The sequence below is a fragment of the Microcystis sp. M061S2 genome (assembly GCF_020245605.1).
Classification (GTDB): domain Bacteria; phylum Cyanobacteriota; class Cyanobacteriia; order Cyanobacteriales; family Microcystaceae; genus Microcystis.
In genome coordinates this window covers 1-24,038 of the sequence record NZ_JADBUP010000092.1, presented here as the reverse complement: position 1 = coordinate 24,038, position 24,038 = coordinate 1, and the positions used below count along the sequence as shown (strand labels likewise).

30 protein-coding genes are annotated in these 24,038 nt (G+C 43.0%); 17 read left to right on the top strand and 13 right to left on the bottom strand.

All coding sequences use genetic code 11. The annotated features are described in order from the left end of the window. The first annotated feature begins 137 nt into the window (after nt 1–137). The 11 genes from IM475_RS16210 (at nt 138) to rpmE (ending at nt 5,593) form a co-directional block, all read left to right on the top strand. Nucleotides 138–404 (top strand): YciI family protein, encoded by a 267-nt coding sequence (locus IM475_RS16210; RefSeq protein ID WP_110578914.1) that lies wholly within the window; start codon nt 138–140, stop codon nt 402–404. Nucleotides 405–720: 316 nt separating this feature from the next. Further along, nucleotides 721–951, top strand: a complete 231-nt coding sequence (infA, locus tag IM475_RS16205; RefSeq protein ID WP_002737109.1) for a translation initiation factor IF-1 — start codon at nt 721–723, stop codon at nt 949–951. 127 nt (nt 952–1,078) lie between these two features. Further along, complete coding sequence (gene rpmJ, locus IM475_RS16200) at nt 1,079–1,192, top strand: 50S ribosomal protein L36 (RefSeq protein ID WP_012593611.1); 114 nt, start codon at nt 1,079–1,081, stop codon at nt 1,190–1,192. Nucleotides 1,193–1,285: 93 nt separating this feature from the next. After that, nucleotides 1,286–1,669, top strand: coding sequence for a 30S ribosomal protein S13 (gene rpsM / locus IM475_RS16195; protein WP_002735415.1), 384 nt, complete (start codon nt 1,286–1,288; stop codon nt 1,667–1,669). Between the two features lie 39 nt (nt 1,670–1,708). Next, on the top strand, nt 1,709–2,101 hold the full coding sequence (gene rpsK, locus IM475_RS16190) for a 30S ribosomal protein S11 (RefSeq protein WP_002735413.1): 393 nt from the start codon (nt 1,709–1,711) through the stop codon (nt 2,099–2,101). Between the two features lie 193 nt (nt 2,102–2,294). Beyond that, nucleotides 2,295–3,236 (top strand): DNA-directed RNA polymerase subunit alpha, encoded by a 942-nt coding sequence (locus tag IM475_RS16185; RefSeq protein WP_002766101.1) that lies wholly within the window; start codon nt 2,295–2,297, stop codon nt 3,234–3,236. Between the two features lie 21 nt (nt 3,237–3,257). After that, complete coding sequence (gene rplQ / locus IM475_RS16180; protein ID WP_002801078.1) at nt 3,258–3,608, top strand: 50S ribosomal protein L17; 351 nt, start codon at nt 3,258–3,260, stop codon at nt 3,606–3,608. 2 nt (nt 3,609–3,610) lie between these two features. Beyond that, nucleotides 3,611–4,426, top strand: coding sequence for a tRNA pseudouridine(38-40) synthase TruA (truA, locus tag IM475_RS16175; protein WP_287728262.1), 816 nt, complete (start codon nt 3,611–3,613; stop codon nt 4,424–4,426). Nucleotides 4,427–4,466: 40 nt separating this feature from the next. Beyond that, entirely contained in the window at nt 4,467–4,922 is a 456-nt protein-coding gene (gene rplM / locus IM475_RS16170) for a 50S ribosomal protein L13 (protein WP_287657126.1), read from the top strand. Nucleotides 4,923–4,926: 4 nt separating this feature from the next. Continuing rightward, nucleotides 4,927–5,340, top strand: coding sequence for a 30S ribosomal protein S9 (rpsI, locus tag IM475_RS16165; RefSeq protein WP_002737094.1), 414 nt, complete (start codon nt 4,927–4,929; stop codon nt 5,338–5,340). A 19-nt stretch (nt 5,341–5,359) separates the two neighbouring features. Beyond that, nucleotides 5,360–5,593: a 50S ribosomal protein L31 gene (gene rpmE, locus IM475_RS16160; RefSeq protein WP_002735793.1), complete on the top strand. Its 234-nt coding sequence runs from the start codon at nt 5,360–5,362 to the stop codon at nt 5,591–5,593. A gap of 310 nt (nt 5,594–5,903) precedes the next feature. On the opposite strand, the gene IM475_RS16155 is transcribed toward rpmE, so the two are convergent. After that, the gene (locus IM475_RS16155; protein WP_287728259.1) at nt 5,904–6,845 is read right to left on the bottom strand and encodes a hypothetical protein; all 942 of its coding nucleotides are present in this window, start codon (nt 6,843–6,845) and stop codon (nt 5,904–5,906) included. A 90-nt stretch (nt 6,846–6,935) separates the two neighbouring features. Here IM475_RS16155 and IM475_RS16150 point away from each other — a divergent pair, with 90 nt between their 5' ends. Then, a complete protein-coding gene (locus IM475_RS16150) occupies nt 6,936–7,757 on the top strand; it encodes a sulfotransferase family protein (RefSeq protein ID WP_287728257.1) in 822 nt (273 codons plus the stop codon). Nucleotides 7,758–7,853: 96 nt separating this feature from the next. Here the strand turns inward: IM475_RS16150 and IM475_RS16145 are convergent, their stop codons facing one another. Further along, the gene (locus tag IM475_RS16145; RefSeq protein ID WP_002735656.1) at nt 7,854–8,054 is read right to left on the bottom strand and encodes a hypothetical protein; all 201 of its coding nucleotides are present in this window, start codon (nt 8,052–8,054) and stop codon (nt 7,854–7,856) included. A gap of 501 nt (nt 8,055–8,555) precedes the next feature. Between IM475_RS16145 and IM475_RS16140 the strand changes: the two genes are divergently transcribed. Continuing rightward, nucleotides 8,556–9,509, top strand: coding sequence for an ABC transporter ATP-binding protein (locus IM475_RS16140; protein WP_287665025.1), 954 nt, complete (start codon nt 8,556–8,558; stop codon nt 9,507–9,509). Nucleotides 9,510–9,530: 21 nt separating this feature from the next. On the opposite strand, the gene IM475_RS16135 is transcribed toward IM475_RS16140, so the two are convergent. Further along, nucleotides 9,531–10,280, bottom strand: a complete 750-nt coding sequence (locus IM475_RS16135; protein WP_287728255.1) for a tetratricopeptide repeat protein — start codon at nt 10,278–10,280, stop codon at nt 9,531–9,533. A 44-nt stretch (nt 10,281–10,324) separates the two neighbouring features. On the opposite strand from IM475_RS16135, the gene nblB reads away from it, so the two are divergent. Further along, nucleotides 10,325–10,990 (top strand): phycobilisome degradation protein NblB, encoded by a 666-nt coding sequence (nblB, locus tag IM475_RS16130; protein ID WP_079209541.1) that lies wholly within the window; start codon nt 10,325–10,327, stop codon nt 10,988–10,990. 73 nt (nt 10,991–11,063) lie between these two features. Beyond that, nucleotides 11,064–12,155 carry a tetratricopeptide repeat protein gene (locus IM475_RS16125; RefSeq protein ID WP_287728253.1) on the top strand — a complete coding sequence of 364 codons (1,092 nt, stop codon included), beginning with the start codon at nt 11,064–11,066 and terminating at the stop codon, nt 12,153–12,155. Nucleotides 12,156–12,258: 103 nt separating this feature from the next. On the opposite strand, the gene IM475_RS16120 is transcribed toward IM475_RS16125, so the two are convergent. Next, nucleotides 12,259–12,732: a DUF29 domain-containing protein gene (locus IM475_RS16120; protein ID WP_287657114.1), complete on the bottom strand. Its 474-nt coding sequence runs from the start codon at nt 12,730–12,732 to the stop codon at nt 12,259–12,261. 100 nt (nt 12,733–12,832) lie between these two features. Continuing rightward, nucleotides 12,833–13,819, bottom strand: a complete 987-nt coding sequence (locus IM475_RS16115; RefSeq protein WP_002782393.1) for an RNA polymerase sigma factor, RpoD/SigA family — start codon at nt 13,817–13,819, stop codon at nt 12,833–12,835. 702 nt (nt 13,820–14,521) lie between these two features. Between IM475_RS16115 and IM475_RS16110 the strand changes: the two genes are divergently transcribed. After that, nucleotides 14,522–15,946 carry a Ni/Fe hydrogenase subunit alpha gene (locus IM475_RS16110; protein WP_287728252.1) on the top strand — a complete coding sequence of 475 codons (1,425 nt, stop codon included), beginning with the start codon at nt 14,522–14,524 and terminating at the stop codon, nt 15,944–15,946. A gap of 668 nt (nt 15,947–16,614) precedes the next feature. Here IM475_RS16110 and IM475_RS16105 read toward each other — a convergent pair. From IM475_RS16105 to IM475_RS16070, 8 genes are all read right to left on the bottom strand, one after another. Next, nucleotides 16,615–17,286 carry a DUF2290 domain-containing protein gene (locus IM475_RS16105; protein ID WP_287728251.1) on the bottom strand — a complete coding sequence of 224 codons (672 nt, stop codon included), beginning with the start codon at nt 17,284–17,286 and terminating at the stop codon, nt 16,615–16,617. A 7-nt stretch (nt 17,287–17,293) separates the two neighbouring features. Next, entirely contained in the window at nt 17,294–19,396 is a 2,103-nt protein-coding gene (locus IM475_RS16100; RefSeq protein WP_287728250.1) for a DEAD/DEAH box helicase, read from the bottom strand. A gap of 163 nt (nt 19,397–19,559) precedes the next feature. Further along, nucleotides 19,560–20,222 (bottom strand): Na(+)/H(+) antiporter subunit B, encoded by a 663-nt coding sequence (locus IM475_RS16095; RefSeq protein WP_287657113.1) that lies wholly within the window; start codon nt 20,220–20,222, stop codon nt 19,560–19,562. Then, nucleotides 20,222–20,764, bottom strand: coding sequence for a DUF4040 domain-containing protein (locus IM475_RS16090; protein WP_002801100.1), 543 nt, complete (start codon nt 20,762–20,764; stop codon nt 20,222–20,224). The genes IM475_RS16095 and IM475_RS16090 overlap by 1 nt, the downstream gene beginning before the upstream one ends. A gap of 8 nt (nt 20,765–20,772) precedes the next feature. Continuing rightward, nucleotides 20,773–21,042: a monovalent cation/H(+) antiporter subunit G gene (locus tag IM475_RS16085; protein ID WP_002801101.1), complete on the bottom strand. Its 270-nt coding sequence runs from the start codon at nt 21,040–21,042 to the stop codon at nt 20,773–20,775. Then, nucleotides 21,039–21,290: a hypothetical protein gene (locus IM475_RS16080; RefSeq protein WP_002739224.1), complete on the bottom strand. Its 252-nt coding sequence runs from the start codon at nt 21,288–21,290 to the stop codon at nt 21,039–21,041. Before IM475_RS16080 ends, IM475_RS16085 begins: the two co-directional genes overlap by 4 nt. Beyond that, nucleotides 21,287–21,670 carry a Na+/H+ antiporter subunit E gene (locus IM475_RS16075; protein WP_287657111.1) on the bottom strand — a complete coding sequence of 128 codons (384 nt, stop codon included), beginning with the start codon at nt 21,668–21,670 and terminating at the stop codon, nt 21,287–21,289. Before IM475_RS16075 ends, IM475_RS16080 begins: the two co-directional genes overlap by 4 nt. Next, nucleotides 21,667–23,103 carry a cation:proton antiporter gene (locus IM475_RS16070; protein ID WP_287728248.1) on the bottom strand — a complete coding sequence of 479 codons (1,437 nt, stop codon included), beginning with the start codon at nt 23,101–23,103 and terminating at the stop codon, nt 21,667–21,669. Before IM475_RS16070 ends, IM475_RS16075 begins: the two co-directional genes overlap by 4 nt. Nucleotides 23,104–23,193: 90 nt before the next feature. Here IM475_RS16070 and IM475_RS16065 point away from each other — a divergent pair. After that, nucleotides 23,194–24,038, top strand: an 845-nt coding sequence (locus IM475_RS16065; RefSeq protein WP_287728246.1) for an RNA-guided endonuclease InsQ/TnpB family protein, incomplete at its 3' end; no start/stop codon positions are given.

Here is a 24,038-nt window from a genome sequence, read left to right as displayed (position 1 = left end):
TGAAGATATTATCTCGATTCTAGCAATCTTCAACAACTCTAGCTAATTGTATATCTCTGTTACATGGCACCATCGACGGCCAAGATTAATCGGTATAATTATATGATTGTTAATCAGTCCTAGCCTCCTGAGAATTTATGCCCTGGTTTGTCAAGATAGAAAAAGGCATTGTTGATAAAACTACCTTCGATCGCTATGTCAGCGCTCATAAGGACTATGTGCGTGATTTAATTAGCCAAGGACGAGAAGCAAAAACCGGTTATTGGGCAGAAAGAGGCGGCGGAATGTTATTATTTAAGGCCGATTCTCTTGAGGAAGCTCAAGCAATTATAGTTAGGGACCCTTTAATCGAGAATGGTTGTGTGGAATACGAACTCCATGAATGGCGAATTGTCGTCGAGTAATCTAGCTTTTCAGTGAACAGTGAACAGTAATCAGTAATCAGTGAAAACACAGCAATGTTAAGCTGTTGATTATCTAAATATTACTCGTTAATACTGCCTGGGAGTGGGGAGATGGGGGTGGGGAGTGGGGAGTGCCGGAGATGGGAGTGGGGAGATGGGGAGCTTTTTTGCTGTGGACTGAAAACTCACATCTGAGTTACTGATTACTGATTACTGATCACTGATAACTGATAAGCTATACTGGGGGAATTGTGCTAACAGCACGGTTGCTGCTGCCGCTCATTAAATTGTCCCCAGTGAAATTGAGGAATTAACTTTGTCTAAACAAGATCTCATCGAAATGGAAGGAACCGTCACCGAATCCTTGCCTAACGCCATGTTTAGGGTGGATTTAGATAACGGTTTCAACGTCTTAGCCCATATATCTGGCAAAATCCGCCGTAATTATATCAAAATCCTCCCCGGCGATCGAGTTAAAGTGGAACTGACCCCCTACGACCTAACCAAAGGCAGAATTACCTATCGCCTGAAAAATCAAAAAAAATAGGGACAAATGGGGGCAGAGAAGCCAAAAAGTCTAATAAGCGGCCAAATTTATTTTAAAAAAATAGGTGACACGAGTAAAAGAAATCTGATATAATAATAAGCTTGCAGTGTTGCCAGAATAGTTAGGCATGAAAGTTAGAGCGTCTGTCAAAAAAATGTGCGAAAAGTGCCGCGTCATCCGTCGGCGCGGTCGAGTCATGGTAATTTGTTCTAACCCCAAACACAAGCAGAGACAAGGTTAAACCACCAAAGTCACTGTCTTGGGGCAGAGAATCGTTACCGTTAATTGTAGTCGTTTTCGGAAAAAAAATCGTTCATAGGGAGAAAGAAAAAGCGTGGCAAGGATAGCTGGTGTAGACCTACCTCGCGATAAGCGTGTGGAAATCGCCCTGACCTACCTCTACGGAGTGGGTCTATCGCGTTCCCAAGAAGTCTTATCTGCGACGGGTGTTAACCCTGACACTCGGGTCAAGGATCTCAGCGATGAAGACGTGGCGGCGCTACGGACTTATATCGAGACAAATTATCAAATCGAGGGGGATTTGAGACGCTGGGAGGCGATGAACATCAAACGCCTCGCCGATATCGGCACCTATCGAGGTCGTCGGCATCGGCTAGGATTACCCGTGCGCGGGCAACGGACGCGAACCAATGCGCGGACTCGTCGCGGTCGTCGGGTGACAGTGGCAGGGAAGAAAAAAGCCCCCTCCAAGAAATAATTTTTTATTCATTGCGATATCCCCCAATCAAGAAAAACTATGGCGCGACCAACCAAAAAAACCGGACCGAAAAAACAGAAGAAAAATATTCCTACCGGAGTCGCTCACATTCAATCGACCTTCAACAATACCATTGTCACGATCGCCGATACCAAAGGCGATGTGATCTCTTGGGCATCGGCGGGATCGAGTGGTTTTAAAGGAGCCAAAAAAGGAACCCCCTTCGCCGCCCAAACCGCCGCCGATAACGCTGCCCGCCGAGCGATCGAACAGGGAATGCGTCAACTAGAAGTGATGGTTAGTGGCCCTGGGGCAGGACGGGAAACCGCAATCCGGGCCCTGCAAGGAGCAGGATTAGAAATCACCCTGATCCGGGACGTGACTCCCATCCCCCACAATGGTTGTCGTCCTCCCAAACGCCGGAGAGTGTAAACAGTGAACAGCTTTTTCAGGTGACAGGGATCTTGAGGGCAGCAGCCGTTAGCTTTGAGCGCATCAGCAGCAGAATCCGGTCGTCAAAGACCATCTGCTCAAAAAGCCGAACGCCGAACGCTAAACGCTGAAAGCTAGAGAAAACTGATAACTGATAACTGATAACTGATAACTGAACAAGGGAGGTCAATCGGTGGCGCAATTTCAAATCGAGTGTGTAGAAGCAAAAACTTACAAGAATCAGAGTCAGTACAGTAAGTTTGTACTAGAGCCTCTAGAAAGGGGCCAGGGTACGACCGTAGGTAATGCCCTGAGACGGATTCTCATTTCCAATCTGGAAGGGGCGGCCGTGACGGCCCTGCGGATCGCGGGAGTCAATCACGAATTTGCCACCGTCCAGGGAGTACGCGAGGACGTGATGGAACTCATGCTCAACATGAAAGAAATCATCCTCAAAAGCTACACCAATCAAACCCAGATCGGGCGTTTAGTGGCAACTGGACCGGCGACAGTAGTGGCGGCACAATTCGATTTACCCTCAGAAATCGAGATAGTTGATCGCAATCAGTACGTCGCCACCCTAGCCGAAGGGGCCAAGCTAGAGATGGAATTTCGCGTGGAAAAAGGCAAAGGCTACCGGGCAATTGATCGCAGTAAAGAAGAAGCCACTTCGCTCGACTTTCTGCAAATCGACTCTATCTTTATGCCCGTAACCAAAGTCAACTACAGCGTCGAAGATATCCGTTCCGAAAGCGGTCAAGCTAGAGATCGTCTGCTCTTAGAAATTTGGACAAACGGGAGCATTAACCCCAAAGAAGCCCTTTCCCAAGCGGCCGATATGCTAGTTAATCTCTTTAACCCGCTCAAGGATCTAAACGCCCTCGAATCCTCAGGTAACTTTGACGACCAAGAGATCAACCAAGAAAACCAAATTCCGATCGAGGAACTACAATTATCCGTGCGCGCCTACAATTGCCTAAAGCGAGCGCAGATCAACACCGTAGCCGACCTCCTCGATTACAGCCAAGAAGATCTCTTAGAAATCAAAAACTTTGGGCAGAAATCGGCCGAAGAAGTCATTGAAGCCCTACAAAAACGGTTAGGAATCACCCTACCCCAAGAAAAAAGCAAGTAAACCCAATTCCAGGAAAATACCATGAGACATCGGTGTAAAGTGCCTCAATTGGGTCTACCAGCTGACCAAAGAAAGGCACTGCTGCGCAGCTTGGCCACCCAGCTAATTCGCCATGGTCAGATCACCACCACCCTAGCGAAAGCGAAAGCGGTGCGAGCAGAGGTAGACCACATTATCACCCTAGCTAAAGACGGTTCCCTGAGCGCCCGTCGCCAAGCTATGGGCTACATCTACGACAAACAACTGGTTCACGCCCTCTTTGAAGGCGCACAAGCCCGTTATGGCAGTCGTAACGGCGGTTATACCAGGGTGGTGCGTACCCTGCGCCGTCGCGGGGATAATGCCCCCATGGCGATTATCGAACTGATGTAACGATGACAGCTTGCCCCCAGTCGCGGATCGCCCTAGTTATCCAGTATGTGGGAACTAATTTCCACGGCTGGCAACGGCAACCCCATCACAGGAGCGTGCAGGAAGAAATCGAGAAGGCGCTGGCCGATATTCTCGGTCATGCCGTCACTCTGCACGGGGCCGGACGGACCGATAGCGGTGTTCACGCCGCCGCCCAAGTTGCCCATTTCCAGCAGCAGAGTCCGATCCCACCTTCCCATTGGGACAAGGTTCTCAATGCTCGGCTAGATGACGATATCGTCATTCGGGCGTCGGCTCAAGTTCCCGATCGCTGGCACGCCCGTTTCTCGGCCCTCTGGCGACGTTATCGTTACACCCTCTATACCGACCCCATCCCCAATCTCTTTGTTAGCCCCTTTAGTTGGCACTACTACCATCGTCCCCTCGATGCCGATTTGATGGCCAGGGCCTTAAAGCCCCTATTGGGTAAGCACCATCTGGCCGCCTTTCACCGTGCCAACTCTAGTCGTGACCATTCCTGGGTAGAAGTACAAGGGGTGGAATGCTACCGTCAAGGGCCATTTGTACAGATGGAAATCCAAGCCAATGGCTTTTTGTACGGGATGGTGCGCCTATTGGTGGGAATGTTGGTGGAGGTGGGAACTGGTGAGCGATCGCTAGAAAACTTTACCGACATCTGGGTTAATCAGCGCCGAGAATTGGTCAAATACGCCGCACCAGCTAAAGGACTATGTTTACTGCGGGTGGGTTACGCCGATTTTCCCTTTGCCGATAGCGTCTGGTTCGAGACTCAGCCTCTTTATTATTTCCGAGCATAGAGATTCAAAGTTTATTTTTGTAAACCAAGGCAAACTCACCATGAACAAAACACCTCTACCAAATTTAGAGACTCTAGAGCAGAAATGGTACGTCATTGATGCGGCCGATCAGCGTCTAGGTCGTCTGGCCACCGAGATCGCTATGATTCTACGGGGCAAAAATAAAGCCACTTTCACCCCCCATCTGGATACGGGGGATTTTGTCATTGTTATTAACGCCGAAAAAGTGACGGTAACGGGCAAAAAACGCCAACAGAAAGTTTATCGCCGCGACTCCGGCAGACCGGGTGGTATGAAGGTAGAAAGCTTCGAGAAACTGCAAAAACGCATTCCCGAACGGATTATCGAACACGCTGTTAAGGGAATGCTCCCGAAAAATAGCTTAGGTCGGAAATTGTTCACGAAACTGAAAGTTTATGCCGGTGCGGAACATCCCCATCAGGCACAACAACCGGAAGTTTTAGCGATTAATACGATTCCCGCAGGAGGAAATTAAGTCAATGCAAGCCACGGACAGTAAAAATAAGGTAGTTTATTGGGGAACGGGACGACGCAAATCGGCGGTCGCTTCCGTGCGTCTGGTGCCGGGGACGGGGGCAATTACCGTTAACGGTCGCGATGGAGAAACCCATTTTAACCGCATTCCCACCTATATCCAGACGATCAAGGCTCCTCTGGAGACTTTGGGACTGGAAAACGAGTATGATATCATCGTTAAGGCCGAGGGCGGTGGTTTGACCGGCCAAGCGGACGCGGTGAAATTGGGGGTCGCTAGAGCTTTATGTCAATTAGCGCCGGAAAATCGTCCTCCCCTTAAGAGTGAAGGTTATCTGACTCGGGATCCCCGGGCGAAGGAACGGAAAAAATACGGTCTTCACAAAGCGCGCAAAGCGCCTCAATACTCGAAACGTTAGGTTAATAGAGAGGTTTATTATGCCGAAAAAAATTCATCCTACTTGGTATCCGGAAGCCAAGGTGATCTGTAATGGTGAAGTGGTGATGACGGTGGGTTCGACAAAACCAGAAATTCATGTGGAGGTTTGGTCGGGTAATCATCCTTTTTATACGGGAACCCAGAAGATGATTGATACCGAGGGTCGGGTCGATCGCTTCTTGCGTAAGTACAAAATGGGTGATAAGTCAAGCAAAAAGGCCGATCAGAAATAATTCTTTACTTTTGCCTTTTTGACCTGGTGGGGAGATTTTCCCGCCGGGTTTTTTGCTATCTTTAGGCTAGTAGAGTCATTATCGCTCTTCGGGAACTTTCGGAAATCCCTGACCGAATCCAGATTCTGAAACCCTTGCTTGACAAGTGATCGCTAACTTTTTTTCTAATAAAAACTCAAATTTCTGGTTTCTGTTAGTTAGCGATAGCTTGAAGGCTTACCCCATAAGAGAGCTAGAGTTTAGAGACTTGAAGACTTTTCCCAGAGTCCTGAAAGAGCGCTCACCTCAAATCTAGAGAACTAAGGCTCTCTTAGTACCATAATTCGGGGATCAGGTCATAGTAACCAGCTTGGGTCGGTGGGTAAATACCCGCTTCGATTTTTTCGAGAATAGTCGGCCAAGCTTGCCTAAAAGCGGCAGAGCGCTCGTTGGGGTGCAGAGTCCAACCCTTGGCATTGGTGAGAGTGGCGCGATAATAGTTGCTTTGTTCTAGGGAGCGAGAAACCATAATTTCCCAAGAGTCGAGTTTTCCTTTGCCAGTAAAAATATTGCCCCAAGCTTTTAAACCATCGGGTAAATGATCGAGAAAGGTATTTTTATAAGAGCGCCAGAGGGGGGTCATCGGTAAAAGGCGATCATAGCGACGACAATTAAGTAAATAGGTGCGGCTGCCGAAAAATTTAAATTGATAGAATCCATCGGGATTTTTCGTGCAAGGATGGGGAGAATAAATCGTACCATCGGGCCGGGGCGGACCGGACAAAGGACGCACAAACATCATTTCTGGATGGGTTTCCATTAACTCGATCCCTTCCCGGATCCAACTGTAATCCTGTTCTTGGTAGAGCATCATGTCACTGTCATAATGGACCATATAATCACTGCGACATTCCTCGATTTTGAAGAGCGAGCCGAAAATCGGATAACCTTTGTAGTTATGGGTGGAACGGAGGGGACTGCCGAAATGCTTTTGATAGATACGCTGACGATAGCTGGGATCGTAGTTAAAATCCACTAGGCGATCGATTATGCCATCTTTAACTAATTTTTCGCCACAGGCTCTTAATTCCTCCATTGTACCCAGTCCGGGGCGATTAACCTTTTCCCCGCTTAAAGGGGCCGTATCAATAGCGAGTACCTTTTCCTGGAAGGGAAACTGACTCATTTTGACTAGATGAGGAATAGTATTCATCATAAACCAGACATCGGTTCGCGCCGTAAAAAACCAGAGCGAACAACTTGGCAATCCCATTTTGTATAAACCTCACTTTTGTTTGGGTCTTAAATGGGATACATTATAGGGGAATCTTAGCGACAAGTTGACACAATTCCTTATTAATCTATGACTATAGCCATCGATCGCCTACCCCAATCTTGGCAGGATTTAACCCATCGTTTAACTTATAAGTATTTTCAGGTCCGCATTGATACACCTAAAGACCCCTATAAAATCCTCTTTCGTCCCCAACCCTATCAGGTTTTATTTATTCTTAGCCATATGCGATCGGGTTCGTCTTTATTGACCCATATCCTCAATTCTAATCCCGAAATTATCGGTTTTGGCGAAACTCATCTGGTTTATGAGAGTGAACAGGATTTTAAAACTTTAATGTTTAAACTCTACTGGCGTTTGAAAGATTTAAACATGAATCATAAATATATTTTAGATAAAGTTCTTCACGATCAGAAGTTTTTAGATCATAGTTTTTTGCAATCTGATCCAGTTAAGACCATATTTTTACTACGAGAACCGCAGCGCACTTTAGCTAGTATTCTAGATATTAAACCCCATCAAAATGAGCAGCACGCCCTGGGTTATTATACTGGTCGTTTAGCCACCTTAGAAAGTTATGCTCGATTAATTAACAGCAAAGAAAAGAGTTTATTTATCACCCATGATCAGGTATTAAACCAAAGTCAATTGGTTTTTAATAGTTTACAGAGTCATCTCGATACTAAAACGGGATTTTCTGAAGAATATCGAGTTTTAAAAACCACTGGCAGCCGTGGTATAGGAGATTCTTCCGAGAATATCAAAGCGGGCAAAATTATTAAACAAGCCAGAAAATTAGATATAAAAATTTCCGACGATGTTTTAACCGAAGCCCAAAAAGCCTACGAGCGATCCTACGAAACCCTCAGCCATTATTGTCATTGTATCTAAGCTGAATTGGGGATTAGCAATAGCCTTGATTCTCTCCTCCGAGTCCCAAGAAAATCCCCCTAACTCAACTCTAAGTTGAGCATTTAAAAGGTCCGATTAGCCTTCAATATTAGCAATTGTAAAGCCCATCTGACACTCGTAGAGATTGGGCTGTTGGCTTCCTCCTTTGCCCAAGGAGTGACCACAGCCTAGTTTACCCTCTCGCCACCGGGGTTGCCCCTGCTGGTTGGCTAAAAGACAGCCCTGACACACAGAACCCGTATCGAGAATGTGTTCGTCGGTTAAAATCACTAACATGACGTTCACCCCCATTGATCTCCGATCACTTTTGTCTCTATTGTAAGAGGTTTTTTCTGAGATGTAGTGGCGCGCTATACATTCCGCTACTTTTTGGCTTTTTTTCGCCTGGACTCTTCTTATACAAGGTATTTACCGATCGATCAATTAGGAATGCTCAGAAGATGAGGCGGCTCTTCTAGGTTCTGTGTGAGGATGTTATAATATTAATACAGAATAGGAGGTGGGTTATCTGGATAAATTTTGATCAACTCCTCAATTTACAAAATGTAACAGTGGTCAATTATCAAAAAATTGATGAGACAATTTAATCTGTTTGCTTGCTTTAATTGATAACAAAAAGTAACAGAGGAAAACCAGAAGAACCAATATTAAGGCTCAAACAATTTAACAACAACCATGAAAACCCTGACGCGTATTACCTTTAATCTGGAAGTCATGGGAGATAAACCCTGTATTCGTGATTAGCGAGTCACCGTGAGAACCTAACTAAAAAACTTTATGAACCCACCAGAATTAGCCATTGCTACCGTTGGTTTAACCAAACAATTTGACCGCCATGGGGCTGTTAATCAAGTGGATTTACAGATTGAAGCGGGGGAAGTTTACGGGTTAATCGGTCCAAATGGAGCGGGAAAAACCACTTTAATTAGGATGTTAGCGGCAGCGGAAGAACCGACAACCGGAGAAATATATCTGCACGGAGAACGTCTTTTAAGAGATGAGAGTAATCCCCGTCTCAAAAGAAATTTAGGTTATCTACCCGATAATTTTCCCCTCTACGATGACCTAAATGTCTGGAATTATCTGGATTATTTTGCCCGTCTTTATCATATCCCGCGCTCCCAACGTCATCGCCGCATTTATGAAGTTCTAGAACTGGTACAATTAACCAATAAAAGCCATAATTTGATCGCTACTTTGTCCCGGGGAATGAAACAACGTTTAAGTTTAGCCCGAACGATTATCCATGAACCTTTAATTTTACTTCTCGATGAACCAGTTTCTGGATTAGACCCGATCGCTCGCCTACAATTTCGTGAGATTATTAAAGTCTTACAATCGGCAGGTATGACTATTTTAATTTCCTCCCATGTCCTTAGTGATTTAGCGGAACTTTGTAGTTCTGTGGGCATCATGGAATTAGGTTATCTAGTGGAAAGTACCTCTTTAGAGGAATTAAATCAACGTCTAGCTGGTCAATACTTGCAGATCACGACTCTAGGCAATTTAGAAGCCTTAGAAACCGCTCTTAAACAATGTGTTTTTGTGGAAAGTTGGCAAAGAATTATTAATACTAATACTCTCCGGGTTAGATTTACGGGAACCCTAGAAGATAGTGCCGAATTGTTGAAATCTTTAGTCGTTTCCGGCCTGACCTTAAGCGAGTTTTATACTTGCCGCGAAGATTTAGAAACTATTTTCCTAAAACTGGGACATCGACAGGCATCCTAAGGGGAAATAATAATTTTCAATCTAGGATAGTAACTTTTCGACTAATTGAATTTGCTCCTGACTAAAACCAGCTTCCTTCAGATGTGCCAGAAACCATTTTTGGCGATAACGACCGTCTAAATCCCTAGCTTTTCTATAGGTATCCCGCGCTTTTTTACTATCACCTTGGTCTAAATAAATCATTGCCAAAGCCACAAGAGGATGGGGATTATTTGGCTCTAATTTAACTGCTTTTTCAGCGTTAGTAATAGCTGAATTAAAATCTTTTAAGCGATGATAGGCGAGGGATAAATTATAGTAGGCGATTTCATTATCGGGTTTTAAATTAGCGGCTTTAGTGTGAGTGACTACAGCTTTTTCAAGATGACCACCGACAAGATAAACAATACCCAAAGCATTATAAGCAGCCACATGATCGGGAGCAATTTTAATCGTTTCTTCGAGGGTTGTTTGTGCCGCTAAAGGTTGTTTAGCTAGGTGTTGTGTCCAGCCTAAAATTACTCTCCCGTCTAGATGATTGGGGTTTAACTGTACCGATTTTTTTAAAGCCTCAATACTTTTGATAAAATCTCCCTGTTGACGATACTGTAATCCCAATTGACGATAACGATTAGCAGCCTTAATGTCTGATGGGGGAATAATCGGACTGAGAGAAGGAGAAATGATTATCTTAGCCGTAGGCTCTTTTTTAAGGGGAGAGGGAGGACTACAGCCCCAAAAAACCGGGGAACTAAACATGATCAAAATAGTCAGGAGTCGATAACTATTCATGGGACAATTAATACCAGTCCAATTGTTAAGGGTGTCATCAAATTATGAATTATTCCCCTGAATCCGTGCAACGGCTGCTCGATTCCGATGATTATGGCGATCGCTTATCGGGAGTTAATCAACTGCGTTATTTAGCCCCAGAAATCGCCTTCGAGATGTTACAGCCTTTAATTAAGGATAGTAACGCTAGGGTGCGTTATTCGGCGGTAAGTCAGCTAGATATCCTCGGTCGTCAGAATCTCGATCTGGCCTTAACTATTCTACGCGATCGCTTGTTGCATGATCCCGAAGCAGACGTGAAAGCGGCCGCGGCCGATGCGATCGGGGGGTTAAAATTAACGGCAGCCTACGATGATCTGGTGGCCGTCTATCAACAATCCTGTGACTGGTTAATTCAATTTAGCATTGTGGCAGCTTTGGGCGAATTGGGGGAACCCCGGGGCTTTGAACTGCTCGAAATCGCCCTTAACTCCGATAATGAATTGGTAAAAACGGCCGCCGTTAGCGCTTTTGGGGAACTAGGCGACCCTCGCGCCGTCTCTTTACTCGTTCCCTTGGCTAGTGATGATGACTGGCAACTGCGCTATCGTCTCGCTCAAGCTTTAGGCCGCTTAGGGGGGGAAGATGCGATCGCTGTTTTGACCCAGTTAACCGGCGACAAAAGCGCCCAAGTCGCCCAAGAGGCCCGCAATAATCTCGTCCAAGGGTGATGCAGAATAGTTGATTTTTGTCAATAGCATTTACAATAAACTTTAATTAAGAATCGTTAACAAAGGTAAAGCGATGAAACAATTTACCCGTTTAATCTTGCTCGTCGGTCTTCTCGCGGGGGGCTGTTTCTCTGCCTCAATTGCGATCGCTGATAATCCGGCGGGGTCAATCGTGAGCAAGAATTCACAGGTTAACGAACTACTGCGTCAAGCGCGGCAATTGGTCAAAAATGGCAATTATGGGGAAGCTATAGCCGTTTACGAGCAGGCTGCCGCCCTTGATGGCAATAATGCCAAAATTTTCTCTGGGATTGGCTTTTTACAAACGCTGCAAGGGGATTATAACGCCGCCGCCCAAGCATACCAAAAAGCTTTAAGTCTCGATCCGAGTAATCCCGACTTTTTCCATGCCCTCGGTTATAGTTTGGCTAATATCGGCGATTATGACAATGCCGCCACCGCTTACTATTACGCTATCCAAATAGAACCGAAAAACGTCCAACACTACCTCGGTTTAGGGGTGGTATTATTACGGCAAAAAAACTATGCTAAAGCGGGCGAAGTTTACCAATGGGTTTTAGCTCTCGACCCCAATAATCAGCAAGCCCACGAAATCATGGGTAAAGCCTTGATCGAACAGAATAAAAGCAGCGAAGCCCTCGATTTTCTCCAAAAATCCCTGCAAAGATTCCCTAACAATAGTGAATTAAGATTGCAACTGGCCAGCCTTTTGCTTAAACAGGGCGATTTAAATGGCGGAACCCAAATTTTAAAGGAAATAGAGCGACAAAGTGCAGGAAATTTTTTAATTCAGCTAAAAATAGGGATTTTACTCGAAAAACAAGAGCGTTTTGACGAGGCTCTCCCCTTTTATCGTCGGGCTGTTTTCCTGCAACCCCAATCTTTGGAAGCACAAGCGGGAATCGGTCGCATCCATCTGGCCAGAAAAGATTATCTTGCAGCAATTATCGCCTATCAAGATTTGGCCGAAATTGCCCCCAATAACGCCGATGTCTATCTTAATCTCGGTCGGGCCTACGCGGGCCGGGGACGAAAAAGAGAAGCGGAGGAAGCTTTTAAGCAAGCGCGAGCGGTTTATGTGCTGAAAAATAATCAATCCGGCCTGGAGGAAGTGGATGCCCTGCTGAAGAAGTTGCTTGAGTAAAACCAGATCAGTGATCAGTGATCAGATTTGAGTTTTCAGATTTGAGTTTTCAGTTCACTGATGACTGTTTAGCGATCAAGGAGTAATTTAGATAGTCAATAGTTTATTCCCAATCGATTGGCAGCCATTGATTATCTAAAACCTGTTCGAGATTAAAAATTATCTGACTAGGTAAACCGCCGGGGGATAAACCCATTTTTTTCCGGACGGCCTCTAAAGCTGTATGGTAGGATGGCTCAAAAATCTCCCGAAGATAGGGCTTTAAACTAGGGCTATCCTCCAGTAAATCTTGAATTTCTGCCCGAAAATTATTGATTTCTCCATTCCAATGATTGCCATTCCGGTCTCTTTCCGATTGCCAGTAAGTTAATTTGAGTAAATGTTCTAGGAGACGAGTTAAAAGACTTTTGAGCGCGTGTCTTTCACTTCTCCCCATCGATTCAATCTCCTCAATTAAATTGTCTAAATCCACCTCGGCAAACTGGCCTTTTTTTAATTGTTCTGCCGTAGTTTTTAGCCAGAGATAAAAATCTTCTTCGTATAGTGTTGGGGTCGCTGTTTCTGTTGATCTAGTCATGACGGAACTGCCACAGGTGAAAACTAATCGGGATTCTATATTAATTAAACCCAAAAAAAAGAGAGCTTGAACTCTCCTTCTTGGTTATTTGCTAATCTTACTAACTAGCGACAATATATTCCTTGACGTTGGCCCGGCGACGGCGTAAATGGGCCAGGGCCTGGTGTTCTAATTGTCGCACTCGTTCCCGGCTGATATTCATTCTCTGGCCGATTTTGGCTAGGGATAACTCTTTGCCATCGGTTAAACCGAAACGGAGAGTAATCACTTCCCGTTGTTGGGGAGTTAATTCGGCCAGGAGATTGGCTAAGTCTTGCCGTAATAACTCTTGGGTGATGAAGGTATCGGGAGAAACTCCGCTATCTTCTAATAATTCCGACAATTCCGTATCTTGGTTATCGCCGACCCGCACATCAAGGGAGATGGGTTGACGGGCCATACTGAGATATTCGCGGATTTGAGCGGGTTCTAGCTCTAATTCCAGGGCAATCTCGGCAGGAGTGGCACTTCTCCCCAGTTTTTGGGCGAGTTCGCGCTGGGTTCTTTTGATTTTATTCAGTTTTTCGGTGATATGGATGGGTAAACGAATGGTGCGGGCCTGTTGAGCGATCGCGCGGGTAATCGCTTGTCGAATCCACCAGTAGGCATAGGTAGAAAATTTATAACCTTTGGTGGGATCAAATTTCTCTACACCTCTTTCTAATCCCAGACTACCCTCTTGAATTAGATCTAGGAATTCCATGTTCCGCTTTTGATATTTTTTGGCGATCGCAACTACCAAGCGGAGGTTAGCTTCAATCATTTTCCGTTTAGCTCGATCGCCGGTTTTCAAGGCGCGATCCAGTTCATTTTCGCTTAAATTCACCGAATCCGCCCACTCCAAGCGATCTGGTTCCCGTCCTAATTGCTTCGATAGTGCTTCTTTCGCTTCTAACAGGCTCATCATCCGTTGGACTTGTTTGCCGTAAATAATTTCTTGTTCGTGAGTTAGGAGAGGAACTCGCCCAATTTCGTGCAGATAGGTACGCACCATATCGGCATTGAGGGTGGGCTGTGATTGAGTTTGGTTGGTTTTTGCGGTGGGCATTGGTTTGGTGGTGACTCCTTGACACAGAAAAAGTCTGTTACTATTCCGACTCGCGGGTGAGTCTGGCTTATCTGAAGTCGGTATGAGTTTGATCGGAATTTCTTTGATTGTATCCTGCGCTTTTAGACGCGGGCAATCCCCTAAAGGTTCAAAGTTAATTCATTCTTTGGTATGATGTTAGGTTTATCCTTTTTTCTCAACATTTAGAACAAAAGTATTACAGCCTAGAACTATCAACTACAATCGCTTGTTTTTGGGTCGCTTTTTCCCGAATCCTCGGCAGTGCCGCTGATACTGTTAGGTAAGATTACAAGACAAAAAGGTGATTTTCCCGATTAGCTGTAAACAATCTGGCCGACTTTCGACCCTTTCGCCCTCAGCTTTGAGAGCAAAGCAGAACCAAGCTGAAAACTGACAGCCGAGAACCGACTTCTATATATATAATGACCGATCAACACCAGCAAAGTGAGATGTAATCATTGCGGATTTCCGAACTACTTTCTGTAGTATTTGCTACAAAATGCCAAATTAGCCGCGATTGAGAATCGGGAAAAATTGTTATAAAAATTAGGATTGCTAGGGGGGTAATAACTATCATAGAGACAGCAGAGCGGAGATCGGGATAAATTATCGTTGAAACCAAGCTCGATCGCACTCTCCACAATACCGTTCTGTGGAACTCCTGAACAATGAGGACTTACTATGACTAAAACCGTCGTTATCGATCCCGTCACCCGGATCGAAGGCCATGCCAAGATCTCGATTTTCCTTGACGATGGGGGGGAAGTGGATGACGTGCGTTTTCATGTGGTCGAGTATCGCGGTTTTGAGAAATTCTGCGAGGGACGGCCGATGTGGGAGATGGCGGGAATTACTGCCCGAATTTGCGGCATTTGTCCCGTTAGTCACCTACTTTGTGCCGCCAAAACCGGCGATAAAATTCTAGCGGTGCAAATCCCCCCTGCGGGGGAAAAACTGCGGCGCTTGATGAATTTGGGACAATTAACCCAATCCCATGCTTTAAGCTTTTTTCATCTTAGCAGTCCCGATTTTCTGCTTGGTTGGGAAAGTGACCCCGCTAAACGGAATGTTTTCGGTTTAATTGCGGCCGATCCCGACCTAGCGCGAGCAGGCATCCGTTTACGTCAATTTGGACAGAAAGTTATCGAACTTTTGGGGGCGAAAAAAATTCACCCCGCTTGGTCTGTCCCGGGGGGTGTGCGTTCTCCCTTAAGCGAAGAAGGGCGACAATGGATTAAAGAACGACTGCCGGAGTCTAAAGCGACTCTTTACACGGCTTTAAACCTGTTTAAAGGACTTCTAGACAATTTAACCACAGAAATCGCCGCTTTTGGTAATTTCCCTTCTCTGTTTATGGGATTGGTCGGTAAACGGGACGAGTGGGAACACTACGGCGGTCATATTCGTTTTACCGATAGTCAAGGCAATATCGTGGCCGATAACCTGAGCGAAGACAATTATCGCGATTATATCGGCGAATCAGTGGAAAAATGGTCTTATTTGAAGTTTCCCTACTATAAACCTCTCGGTTATCCCAACGGTATCTATCGGGTTGGTCCGTTGGCACGGTTAAATGTTTGTTCCCATTTTGGCACGGAGGGAGCGGATATTGAGTTACGCGAATATCGCCATCGGGTCGGTGGTGTAGCAACCTCTTCTTTTTACTATCATTATGCTCGTTTAGTAGAGATTTTGGCTTGTTTAGAGCGTATCGAACGTTTAATCGACGATCCCGATATAGTTTCTCAACGCTGCCGGGCCGAAGCAGGAATTAATAATCTGCAAGGGGTGGGAGTTAGTGAAGCGCCCCGGGGTACTTTATTCCATGATTATAAAGTGGATGAAAATGGTTTGATTGAAACGGTGAATTTAATTATTGCCACGGGTAATAATAATTTGGCCATGAATCAAACGGTGAAACAAATCGCCCAACATTATATCCATGGTGGCGAAATTCCCGAAGCGATGTTAAACCGGGTGGAAGCGGGTATTCGTTGCTATGATCCCTGTTTAAGTTGTTCCACTCACGCTATGGGACAAATGCCGCTACAGCTAGAGTTAGTTAATGCAGCCGGTGAGGTGATTAATACTCGACAAAGGGGTTAATTATCTAAGTTGTTAGGGTGTTAGGAAATAGGGCCAATTCCTCCTATAGCGGTAAGCGCTTGAGTGAGATACAGACCAAGCCTTGCCTAGCATGGTTTATAGCTCGTGACACTGTACTTCATACGACTGCACACCGCTATAACACCCGGCGCTATTTCATTCTATAGCGGTTCTCACACCTGTGTGGCACAGTCAAACCTTTGCTGATTAAGCTTTTCAACATTAATAATGTACCTCGTGCGAACAGGAAACGCTATAGATGATATAATATTGAGGTAAAACAGACCTCTTGCAAAAATCAAAAATCTTCCGTTAGGTGAGGAGTCTCCGAGCCAGTAGTCAGGAGTCAGGAGAATTAAGAATGAGTATTAATCAATTAAATGCTCTATTTAGGGATTTTATGCAATTTTATGTCTATTTTTCTCATTTTTGCACTCTCAAAAATTAATTAGGGTTTGCTGAAAAAGTGTATTGGTGGGGTTAGGAGTCAGGAGTCAGTAGCCGGTCGTTTCAGGCTTTGTTGCCCTTGTTTTTGTACAAGCTTGTGTACTACAAGAAGGATAATGCAAGGTTTTTGAATGTCCCAATCCTATTTTCTTGCACTAACATCGGATTTTAACAGGTCAAAAGCCTTATTTTAAAAGGGTTTTCCCATTATTCAGCCAACCCTATAGAGAGGGAGATTTAATAGCAAAATGTAGTATATTTTTTTCCGGTTCGGTTATGGTTTCTGGAAATCGCTGATCGTTAAAATTGATCTGCTCGGAATATAGATGATAGGCTGTATTGTAAAAGTTACGAAGGATAAAAGCAATAAATACACTGGGTGTTAAAGGGGAGGACACTGGAATTCGGCAGTTTTTGAATTGTCCTAGGGTGAGATGACATCTGGGGTGATGAATCTCTTGAAAATTATCAGGATCGTAATCAAATCTAATCGGTACAGCTACAATATTTTTGGCGATAATATCGGCAAATATCTCGTCTTCTTCATATAGTTCTGGCTCATTTTGAAAAGATTCTAAATAAGGGGATGAGAAGAACGCTAGTCTATGGGATAATAACTGCGATCCTTGGAAGCGATAAAGTAATTGAATCAAGGCTCCATCAATCATTTTAATATTATAATTCTTACTGCGATTAAGCTCATCATAAATATCTTGATAGGCAACATTTTTTAGGGCAATGGATAAGTCGGAACTATTGGCATAGCTAATCTCAGAAATATTTTGACTCAATTTATTCAAAGTCGGAAAGTTCTGCTGACTTGATAATCCTACTTCTATCAATTTAGCCGTTAAATTTTTAACATCTTTAAAGATATTCTGAACATTAAGCATTTCTTAACTATTCTTGGAATATTTTGATAATTTCGTTTTTTTCATCTGATGAAAATTCTATACTTTTTAACTTGGCAATTAATTCTTGCTTTTCCCTGTCATTTTTATATCTCTTGGTATTAAGAGTATCTCGATAAACCTTCTTCATTTGTTGAAGTTCTTCTGGGGTTGGATAGGTAAACTCAAGAGCAAAATTTCTCGATTTAATTTCCTGAAATTCCGTCTCTAAAGCTTGCATATTTGCTCCATAACCAATAACTCTTAACCAAGCTTTACTTCTAGTCATCGCTGTAAATAAAATATTGCGTTTACTAGCAATTTCTGATGGTGAACCAGAGAAACCTTCTTGAGCGTTAATGAAATAAACCATTGCCGCTTCATTGCCTTTTGCACGATAAATCTGTGTAAAAGCAATCGAGTTTTCTTGAAAAAACTCATCGGGAGAAGATGTGCTGCCTGCTAAATGAGAATTAATATTTTTTGTAAATAACATTTCTCTAGCTTTTCCAAAAACGTTGCGAGCATTTTTAGGTATTGGATGGATAACCATAATATCTTGGCATCTTAATTCATCTTCGTTGAGATTCTTTGCAATTTGTTCCACTAGCCATTCAAATTGCTCCTGATTGTTATCGAAAGATTTAAAGTTGATAATATCATCGATAGAAGAATGGTCTTCAAGGAATTTAGGACTGGTTTTCGAGGTTCTAATCAGTTTAACAAATTCTCCTGATTTTAATTCTCCTTCTTCAACCTCATAACCAATATCTTGCCATAATTGACGATTATCAAACATTTGAATTAGTCCCTGTGGATAATAAACTCCAAAACCTAGAGCATGAGCAGAGGAAAGAATAGGACGAGAATTTCTGTAACAAGTATTTAAAACTACATCTTGTTGGGGTTCGCTGGGTAAATTCTCCAATTTAACTCTAGGATTACCATGGTTATCATTTCCAAAAATAACTTCGGGAGAATCCATGACTTTACTATTTAAGCTTTGCAACTCATCATAGGCATAAACTAAACGTTTATCATCTTTCAAGATTTCATAGCAGAGTCTTAAGAAGTCTTGAGGAAAATCTTGAGCTTCATCAATTAAAATAACATCATAATATTGATGAAAATTTTTAATCTCTCGCAAGGCTTTTTGACAGGCAAAGTCAAAAGGTTCTTCATGCGAATATGTTAGGTTGTCTGCTTGACTAAAATCTAAATATTCAATATTATGTCGTTTACATAGCTCATAATAAATTCCTTCTATCTTAGGACTTCCCCACGCATGAATAATTTTTACTTTTTCCCAGTCTGGTTCGGAATTTTTATGCTCATAACTAAACCGAGTAATTAAATCTTTGTATTGATCCTTTAACGAGCGTGTATAGAAGGTAACAGCAATATTCCAATCGGGATGAGTTGCATGAAGATAAGCTACTTTCAGCGCTAAGACAATTGTTTTTCCCGAACCTGCTAAACCTCTGATTCTTTGTACACCTTTAGTGGTTTCTAAAACAGCCTTATTTTGAGTTTCATCAAGATTAGCGATAGAATCTTCTAATTTTTTTAACTTTGCTCCCCTAGAATCTGGTTTAACAACATAACTGCGAGCGTCTTTTTTTCTAATGGTTGTAACAGCTTGTATAACTGAGTTGACTTTCTCGAAATATTCAGAATCATTGCCTTGACATTTCTTGATAAAATCATCAATATCTTTATCTTTAATAAGAACAGGATATTCCTCTGGGTTAATTGCTTCTGGATAATTATTCCAAATCGGTGCATAGGTGGCTACAGAAATGTTAACTATTAGCTTTCTTTTTTGAACAAGCTCTTTATAAGACAGCAGTTTTGCTTCTAACTTGGTTATGCTCTCGTCTTGAGTGCCTTCAATATCCAAATCATAATTTTTTCCCTCATCAATATTAAAAATAATAATCCCTTGCTGACGAGAGACTAATAGAGCATCAATTTGATATCCTCCTTGGGGAGTTCCAATAATAGGATAGCCGATATACAATGTTCCCTCTATATCTGTTCTTTCCTCAAAATATTTAGCTAATCTTTGAGAAGATACAGGTTTAGCTGAAGAACCGCGAATAACGTTAACCATAATTTTTACCTCGGGAGTTCTTTTAGCAGAATCATTAGATGCCTATTGATTCTTGAGGAGGGCAACAAAATTACTATAGCATTTTTTCAACCATCAAGTCATGTTATGCTCATCGGTTAATCCCCAGTTTTGACCTAAAGCTATAAATATAGATATTAACCTCTCACAATAAACCGCGATAGCGGATAAAAACGAGGATTACTGCCCAGGAACCTAAAGCTACTTTAACGGCAACTAAAATGTTTAGTATTGGTAAAATGCCGCCACTAAATAGCGCTCCTAATTCCCCGTGGGGTAACTCAAATCCTGAGAGAGTAATGGCGGCTAAAACAATAAAAACTAAGACGGAAATTTTCTCCCATGTTGCCGCTTGCCAACGGCGATAAATTGCTTGCATCCATTCGGGAGACGAGGTAATTGCTATTAAACCAATTGCCGTACCTCCGGCGACTCCGGCGGCAAAACCTCCCCCCGGACTTAAATGTCCGCGGATAGCTAATTCAATGCCCACTAAAGCGGCAATTGTTGACCCTAAACGGGCTAAAATAATTGAAGGTTGGTCGGTAAATTGATGGATTTTACTGGCGGGTTTTTCGGTGGCTAAAAGAAAATTTGCCCCCATAATGGCAATGGTAAAAACAACCACTTCATAGATGGTATCGTAGAGACGATTACGAAAAATAACCACCGAAACCGCATTAGGAACACCGCCGTCGCGCACCAGGGATTCAACAATTTCTAAGGATAATACAGGGGAAGCAGTATTCGGAATAATTACCATTTTGACAGCGAAGGCAATGGCGGCTAGAGTGTAAATCCATTTCATTAGTGTTTCTCCTCTAATTTTGGGGTTTCAATACAGGTTAAAATCGTGTTTGCTGCCGTTAATTCATTTTTAAAAATATCGTAGAGATAGGGTAATCTAATTGTGGTTTCGTAGGGGATGTTTTCTGGATTATCTTGACGGATACAGACGGCATGAACATCTTTATCAATAAGTGCCTGTTGCAAAGCTTGCCTGTCACTGTAGGCAACTAATTCTAAACGCATAAAACGCTTACTTAAAACCGTTTGTAGTTGAGTTTTTAACTGTTCTAAAACCGTATCGGTTTCCTCAGCAATTACTCCTAAACGCATAACCAAAGAGGAACGAATCGCCACCGCGTAGAGAGTTACAGCTAACATGGTTCCCATCAAAGCTTCGGTTAAAGATACATCTGCTGCCCCTAATAAAGCATAAACTAAGGCTGCTATTGCCCCTAAAACCCCGCGAATTACTAGAGCTTGGTAGGGATTAGATTGTAACATCACCATCGCCGCAGTTAAAGGCAAGAGGGCAACAATAACATAGAGATAACTTTCATTCATCTTTAATTCTACTCTCGATCGCTAGAAGTATAAGCTAAAACGTAGCCTAACATGGTGTTCCAAATTGCTAAGGAAATTATTGCCAATAATAATAAAGGCCAATTTTGGGGAACTTTCAAAAGTAGCCCGAAAATAATCGCCATAGAACCCAAGGTATCAGCGACAGATAGACCGTGTAATTTATATAATACCGAGCGCTTGTCTAAAAGATGCGCCGTTCCCCAAAACCAGAAAAAAACTCCGATAGTGATGCAGATATAACTTAAAATGTCAATCATGATTCGTTCAATCGTTTAAGAATTTGTGCTAATAACATAAAGCCAGCATTACCGACACTGAGAATAATCACTGCTACCACTCCAATCATCCAATCATCCCGCAGAACTGAAACCACTAGAATAATAATCGATGATTTACTGGAAGCACTGGCAAAGGCAGCCATTTTTTGCCAGATGTCATCATTTTTTGCCACTTCATAAAGGGGAATTAATAGGGCGACAATCATGGCAATGAGAACAATATTCATCCCTGGGGACTCCGTTTAATTAGATGAACTTCATAACCTTCATTTTCCTTGTATTCGGTGACGATAGTTTTCGGGGTAAAAGTAATGAGAAATATATCCCAAAAAGCTAATCTAGGTGAACGTTTACCCGAAATTCTCTCTAAAATAATTTCTTCTTCCTTGTGGGGACGAAAGATAATTTCAAAAGCTTCTTTATAAGCTTGGGGAATAGCCAGAAAGACTTTAATTATTACCTTTAACCAATCGCCTAAAGTTTCGCTAGAGGCGAAATTACGGGGCAAAAGAAAAGCAATAGCCACCCCGATCATAATATTAGCGGGGGTAAAATTAGCGGTGAGTAAAAACCACATAGTTAAACGCAGAATTATATGTCCGATCATGCTAAGACCATCCAAAACAATAGAACTAACATTATACTCATCATCCCGACGAGATTATCAAATTGTTCCCAGGCTCGCGATAATTTTAGGGATAACTTTTTGAAAACTCCCAGATATAACCACCACCCGGCACCGATGACGGCTAAAGCTTTGATAATATTGGGTAGATTATAAGCTTCAACATAGACGGCATTGGATAAAAATAGGGCGGCAAGGAGCAGAATTATTGCTATCCAGAAACCGATAGTTAGCTTCTGTTTGCTTTCGCCACCGGCGTGGGGTAAAAAGATAAATTTAGCAAAGGAAATCGCCGTCCCCACCGCCACAAGATTGATCATAATTTCTTGCCAAGGGACTAAATTTTTCATCGTTAACGCTTTCGCACCAAAACCAGATAATAGGGGGAATCCGGAGATAGAAAAACTAGCAACCACTAGGGCAATCCAGAGAGAATTAGGGAGCGATTGTTGCTGTAATTCTTTAAAATTGCGACTGGGTAAAACTCCCGCTAACAGAAATAGGCAAGATTTAACTAAACCGTGGGTAAGGGTATAAAAACCACTGACTACCGGGGCAGCTAAAATAAAACCTAATTGGGAAATAGTATGGAAGGCTAACATCCGCTTGCTATCCTTTTCAAACACTGCGTATGACACGCCAAAAATCGCCGTTAGCACCCCGAAAAGCCGAATTAGGACATCCAAATCGTCTAGGATTAAAGCACAGCGCAGGAGGGGAAAAATGCCAGCTTTTACCACCACCCCCGACATCAGCGCCGAGACGGAGGTTTCCGATTCCGAGTGTGTCATCGGTAGCCATAATCCCGAGACAAAGATTCCCCCTTTGACTAATAATCCCATGAAGATTAAAGCCAAGGCTTCGGGAGGTGCGTCCTTTAAACCGGCAAAAGCAAAGGAATTATTGGCTTTATAGACTAAAACTGCGCCAATAAGGTAAAATAACATCGCCACATTGCTGATAAACAGATAACGCAGGGCAACCCAGAGAGAGCGATCGCTGCGAGTATAGGCAATCATCAGAAAAGCGGCAATACTAATTACCTCTAGGGCAACGTAAACGCTAATAAAATCCTCACAGACGAAGACAGAATTAATGCTGCCGTGGAGAATGATAGCTTGAGCGTAAAAAAAGGCGGTTTTGCTACTTTCCCAGTTATAAAAAATAACTGCCATCGTCACCAGGGCATTAGTGAGGATAAAATAGGCACTTAACTGATCGGCTACCAGTCTCACGCCATAATTATCTAGTAGGTTAAGGGTTATGGGGGAGGATTGGCTAAATAGAAGGAGAGAATAGGCGAGAGAGATAATAGTGGCGGCGAGAGCCAGATATTTGTCTAATCGCGGCAATAAATAGATGATAAAGCCGATCAAAAAGGGTAAACTTATCCAAGCGATCGTTAAAGTATTCATCGAAAATTTGGGTCTGAAACCCCGTCGTTCTAGGTTGGCTTTACTGTTAAATACTAGCGCATTTACACGATATATTCTAGAATGTGAGGTATGGAAAAAGCTTATTCTTACCGATTTTACCCGACACCAGAACAAGAGTCGCTATTGCGGCGCACATTGGGCTGTTTAAGATTAGTTTACAATAAAGCTCTCCATCTCAGAACACAAGCTTGGTACGAAAAGCAAGAAAGAGTAGGCTACGCTCAAACTTCTTCAATGTTGACCGATTGGAAAAAACAAGAAGAATTACACTTTCTCAATGAGATAAGCTGTGTACCTTTACAACAAGGGTTAAGACACCTACAAACAGCTTTCACTAATTTCTTTGCTGGTCGTACTAAGTATCCTAACTTTAAGAAAAAACATCAGGGAGGAAGTGCCGAATTTACCAAATCTGCTTTTAAATTTAAAGACAAACAAATCTATTTAGCTAAATGCACAGAACCTTTACCTATTCGATGGTCAAGACAAATACCAGACGGATGTGAACCAAGCACAGTAACAGTCAGATTACATCCTTCTGGACGTTGGCATATTTCAATTAGATTTGATGACCCAACGATTAAGCCTTTACCAGTAACAGATAAAGCCATTGGAATTGACTTAGGAATTAGTAGCCTTGTGATTACCAGCGACGGCGATAAAGTATCTAATCCTAAGCATTTTAAGAAACATTATCAGAGGTTGCGAAGAGCATCTAAAAGTCTTTCTCGAAAACAGAAAGGGTCAAAAAATCGGGAAAAAGCGAGAATCAAAGTAGCCAGAATTCACGCTCAAATTACTGATAGCAGAAAAGACCATTTACATAAGCTAACCACTCAATTAGTTCGTGAAAATCAAACGATTGTGGTTGAGAATTTAGCCGTCAAGAATATGGTCAAAAACCCGAAATTATC